At 70.4% G+C, this 4,229-nt stretch carries 5 protein-coding genes; 2 read left to right on the top strand and 3 right to left on the bottom strand.

The genetic code is table 11. From position 1 onward, the window contains the following. Window positions 1-42 precede the first annotated feature (42 nt). Window positions 43-672, bottom strand: coding sequence for an FHA domain-containing protein (locus VMJ70_08125; GenBank protein HTO91084.1), 630 nt, complete (start codon window positions 670-672; stop codon window positions 43-45). 152 nt (window positions 673-824) lie between these two features. Here VMJ70_08125 and argJ point away from each other — a divergent pair, with 152 nt between their 5' ends. Together argJ and VMJ70_08135 are read left to right on the top strand one after the other, a co-directional pair. After that, window positions 825-2,057 carry a bifunctional glutamate N-acetyltransferase/amino-acid acetyltransferase ArgJ gene (argJ, locus tag VMJ70_08130; protein HTO91085.1) on the top strand — a complete coding sequence of 411 codons (1,233 nt, stop codon included), beginning with the start codon at window positions 825-827 and terminating at the stop codon, window positions 2,055-2,057. Window positions 2,058-2,060: 3 nt separating this feature from the next. Next, window positions 2,061-3,446 carry a hypothetical protein gene (locus tag VMJ70_08135; GenBank protein ID HTO91086.1) on the top strand — a complete coding sequence of 462 codons (1,386 nt, stop codon included), beginning with the start codon at window positions 2,061-2,063 and terminating at the stop codon, window positions 3,444-3,446. Here the strand turns inward: VMJ70_08135 and VMJ70_08140 are convergent. Further along, a complete protein-coding gene (locus VMJ70_08140; protein HTO91087.1) occupies window positions 3,373-3,834 on the bottom strand; it encodes a hypothetical protein in 462 nt (153 codons plus the stop codon). The two genes, VMJ70_08135 and VMJ70_08140, sit on opposite strands and share 74 nt — an antisense overlap. Then, a partial coding sequence (locus tag VMJ70_08145) for an antibiotic biosynthesis monooxygenase (protein HTO91088.1) occupies window positions 3,818-4,229 on the bottom strand: 412 nt, incomplete at its 5' end. The genes VMJ70_08140 and VMJ70_08145, both read right to left, overlap by 17 nt.

Here is a 4,229-nt window from a genome sequence, read left to right on the forward strand (position 1 = left end):
GTCTCCCCGCGGGGCGCGTCGAATTTCAGCGAGCGAAAACGCTCACTTGTGCGCGAGGTACCAGACCGCGGCGGCACCGCCGACGATCAGTGCGCCGATCAGCCAGGCCACCACCGCCATGGCGTTCGGCGAGGCCTTGGAGCTCTGCGGCGGGGGCGGAGCGTGAGGGGCCGGCTGCGGCATCGGCCGAATGTTCGAGGGGGCGCCGCCCGCCTTGTTCTTGGCGTCAGCCACCATCTGCCGGACTTCGCTCGGGGTGAGCATCACGGTCGCGCCATCGGCGGCGCCGGGGGGCTTGCGGATCACGGAATTCCCCCCCACCAACTCGTCGATCGCCACCTTCATCGAGTACTTGGAAAACTGGATCACGTCGCCGTCGCGCAATGTCGCGACCTTGACGGGCTTGTCGTTGAGATAGGTGCCGTTGGAGCTGCCCAGGTCCTGCACGCGGAACTCGCCGGTATCGCCGCGCGTGATCTTGAAGTGCTCGCGCGAGACCCCGGGATTGTCCACGTACACCGCGCAGTAGGGGTCACGGCCCACCACGATGTCTCGCGCATCGAACGAATAGGTCTGCACCAACTGGCCCTTGAGCATCAGGGTGAGCTGAACACCGGGAGCGAACGAAGGCGAGTCGTCGTGCCGCCCCGCGGGATCGGGCATCGAGGCCATGGATCCATCCTCACGCGTCGAAGGCCGGTCCATCCGGCCTGCGGTCCCCCTGGTTTTCGGCCGATCGGGCCCGGGATTTGAGCGGGTTCGCGGCACCCGCTCCGGCCGCTGTGCTAGTGTCCGCCGCCGCCAACCCAAACGGAGAACGCGCGATGACCTCGAGTCCCGAAACCATGTCGCCGGCCGATTTCGCTCTCGCTCCGGGTTTCCGTTCGGCCGGGGTGACCTGCGGCCTCAAGGCCAGCGGCCGCGAGGACCTGGCCCTGATCGCGGCCGATCGCGACTGCTCGGCGGCCGGCGTCTTCACCACCAACCGCGTGGTCGCGGCTCCGGTGGTGCTCGACCGCGACGTGATCGCGAAGCGCGCCGGCGGCGTGCGCGCGATCGTCGCGAATTCCGGGTGCGCGAACGCCTGCACCGGAGACCAGGGCATGAACGACGCGAAGCGCATGGCCTGGCTCGCGTCGCAGGCGGTGGGCTGCGATCCCGGGCAGGTGCTGGTGCTCTCGACCGGCGTGATCGGCGTGCCGCTGGCGATGGACAAGATCGAGCGTGGTGTGACGTTGGCCGCGAGCGCGCTGGCCGCCGGCGGCGATTCCGCAGGCTCAACGGTGCGCGCGATCATGACCACCGACACCCGCCCCAAGACCGCCGGCGCCACCGCCGAGCTGCGCGGCGGCGGAGTCGTGATCCGCGGATTCGCGAAGGGCGCGGGAATGATCCATCCCCGGATGGCGACCATGCTGGCCGTGATCACCACCGACGCGCTGGTTCCTCCGGAGCTCCTGCAGCGCTCGTTGGTCGAATCCACCGGACGCAGCTTCAATCGCGTGAGCGTGGACGGCGACATGAGCACCAATGACACGGTGCTGCTGCTGGCCTCGGGCGCTTCCCGGGTGCGCGTGGACGAGGCCGAGCGCGGCCCGTTCACCGCCGCGCTCACCGAGGTGTGCGCCTCGCTCGCGCGCCAGATCGCGCGCGACGGCGAAGGCGCCACGCGGCTCGTCGAGGTGAGCGTGACTGGCGCCGCAAGCGAGCGGGACGCCCATCTCGTGGCCGACGCGATCGCGCGCTCGGCGCTGGTCAAGACCGCAGTGCACGGTGGCGATCCCAACTGGGGCCGGGTGCTGGCCGCGGCCGGGACCGCCGGTGTCCCGATCGCGCCCGAGAGGCTGGCGCTATGGTTCGGAGAGGGCGCCGATGCGATTCGCGTGGTCAACGGCGGCATGCGCGACGCCTACGACGAGCGCGGCGCGGCGGAGCGGTTGCGGCGCGATCCGGTGGCCGTGCGTCTCGACCTCGGGCTCGGCGGAGCCGAGGCCACGGTCTGGACCTGCGACTTCAGCGCCGATTACGTCTCGATCAACGCGGACTACACGACCTGACGCATGACGGCCGCGCGAGCACCGAGCGCGCCGTTCGCCGACTCCCCCGGGCCGCGCGTCTCGCTCGAGACCGTGCTCGAGAACTGGTGGCCGCTGGCCGCGAGCTGGCTGCTGATGGGATTCGAACTGCCGGCGGTGTCGGCGGCATTGGCGAGGCTTCCCGATCCCGATCGCAGCCTGGCCGCCTACGGCGGCGTGGTATTCCCGCTGGCACTCCTGATCGAGTCGCCGATCCTGATGCTGCTCGCGGCCTCGACCGCGCTGTCGCGCGATCTCCACTCCTATCGTGTCGGCCGGCGCTTCATGCTGGCGCTGGGCCTCGGCTTCACCGCGCTCCACGGCCTGGTCGCGTTCACGCCGTTGTTCGACGTGATCGCGGCGCGCTGGCTCAGGGTTCCGGCCGAGATCCTCGAGCCCTCGCGGTTGGGCCTGCGCATCATGCTGCCGTGGACCGTCTCGATCGCGTTCCGCCGCTTCCATCAGGGCGTCCTGATCCGATTCGGCCAGGCGCGCTCGGTCGGCGCCGGCACCGCGGTGCGATTGACCGCGATGGCGTCGGTGCTGGGCTTCGGGCTCACCTGGCGGCACCTTCCGGGGATCGTGGTCGGCACCTGCGCGGTGATCTCGGGCGTCGTGAGCGAGGCGCTGTTCGCGTTCTGGCGGGTGCGGCCGATTCTTGCCGGGCCACTGCGCCAGGCGCCGGCGGTGAGGCCACCGCTCGATTCGCGGCGCTTTGCCCGCTTCTACTTCCCGCTCATGATCACGCCGCTCTTCTACATCCTCTCCATGCCGCTCGCGAGCGCGGCGATGAGCCGCATGGATCGCCCGCTCGAGTCGCTCGCGGCCTGGCCGGTGCTGAACGGCCTGGTGTTCACCCTGCGCAGCACCGGCTTCGCCCTCAACGAGGTGGTGGTGGCGATGCTCGACCGGCCGGGAGCCGCGGCGGCGCTCAGGCGCTTCGCGGCTCTTCTGGCCGCGACGACCTCGTCGCTGCTGCTGATCGCCGCGGTCACGCCGATCGGCCACTGGTGGTTCGCCTCGGTCTCGGCGCTGGCGCCCGCCCTTGCGACCCTCGGCGCGTCGGCGTTGTGGGTCGCGGCCCCGATGCCGGGGCTGGCCGCGCTCCAGAGCCTGTACCAGGGAACGCTGGTGCACGCGCATCGCACCCGCGGTGTCACCGAGTCGGTGATCGCCTATTTCGTGGTGGCCGCGGCGGTGATGGTGTCGGGCCCGCTGGTGCTGCGGCACCTGTCCGGACTCTACGTCGCGATCGCCGGCATGGCGGCCGGGAACGCGGCCCAGTGGCTGTGGCTGGCTACGCGAGCGCGCGGACTCGATCGTCCTGCCGCGACGCCACCCACAGCGACGCCGCGCACGCCGGCAGGCTGAGGGCGAGAAGTCCCCACGGCGTTCCGGCCGCGAGCGGCAGCGCCACGTAGAAGAGGCTCCGGCCCGCGAGATCGGGATGCCGCACGCCGGTCGAAGCGCGCACCGCCATGGCGGCCCCGACCAGGGCGATGCCGAGGAGATTCCCGTAGCCGCCCAACAGCGCGCCGCCGGTCGGGCCGATCAGCGCATAGAAGCCGAGCACCGACGCCGCGATCAGGAACTTGATCCAGCCGGCCTTGAACGCGTGCGATTCCTGGCGGCGGCGCCGGCGCACCAGGAAATCGGCGAGTGCGAACAGCGTGATCAGCGTGCCCGAGGTGGAGAAGCGGATCGCGGGCTTCGCGCACAGCGTCGCGACGCCGGCGATCAGATCAGCGACAGAGGACATCGTAGATCTCCATGCGCGAAGTCATGGGCGGCGTCTCGCCCCGCTCCTTCGCGGCACGTACGTCCTCGAAGCCGCGGCGGTGGCCTTCGAGGAACTCCGGCGAACGGCTCCAGCTCTCGAACGCGGCCCGGCTGTCCCAGAAGCTCACGACCAGATAATCGCCGCTTCCCCTGGCGGGCTTCAACACCGCCATCCGGCGAAACCCCGGCGCCTTGTCGATCGCGTGCACGCGGCTCTTGAACAGCTCTTCGAACCGTTCGCGGTAATCGTCCTGACACGAAATGGAATTGATCGCGACGAAATCGCCCAGCTCGTGAAGGGCGTCAGAGTTCCCCGTCGCGGCCGGGGTGACCTGGCTTGCGCTCATGCGTTCTCCCTTGAGGCCGTCGCCGGCC

Source organism: Candidatus Sulfotelmatobacter sp., assembly GCA_035498555.1.
Classification (GTDB): Bacteria; Eisenbacteria; RBG-16-71-46; order RBG-16-71-46; family RBG-16-71-46; genus DATKAB01.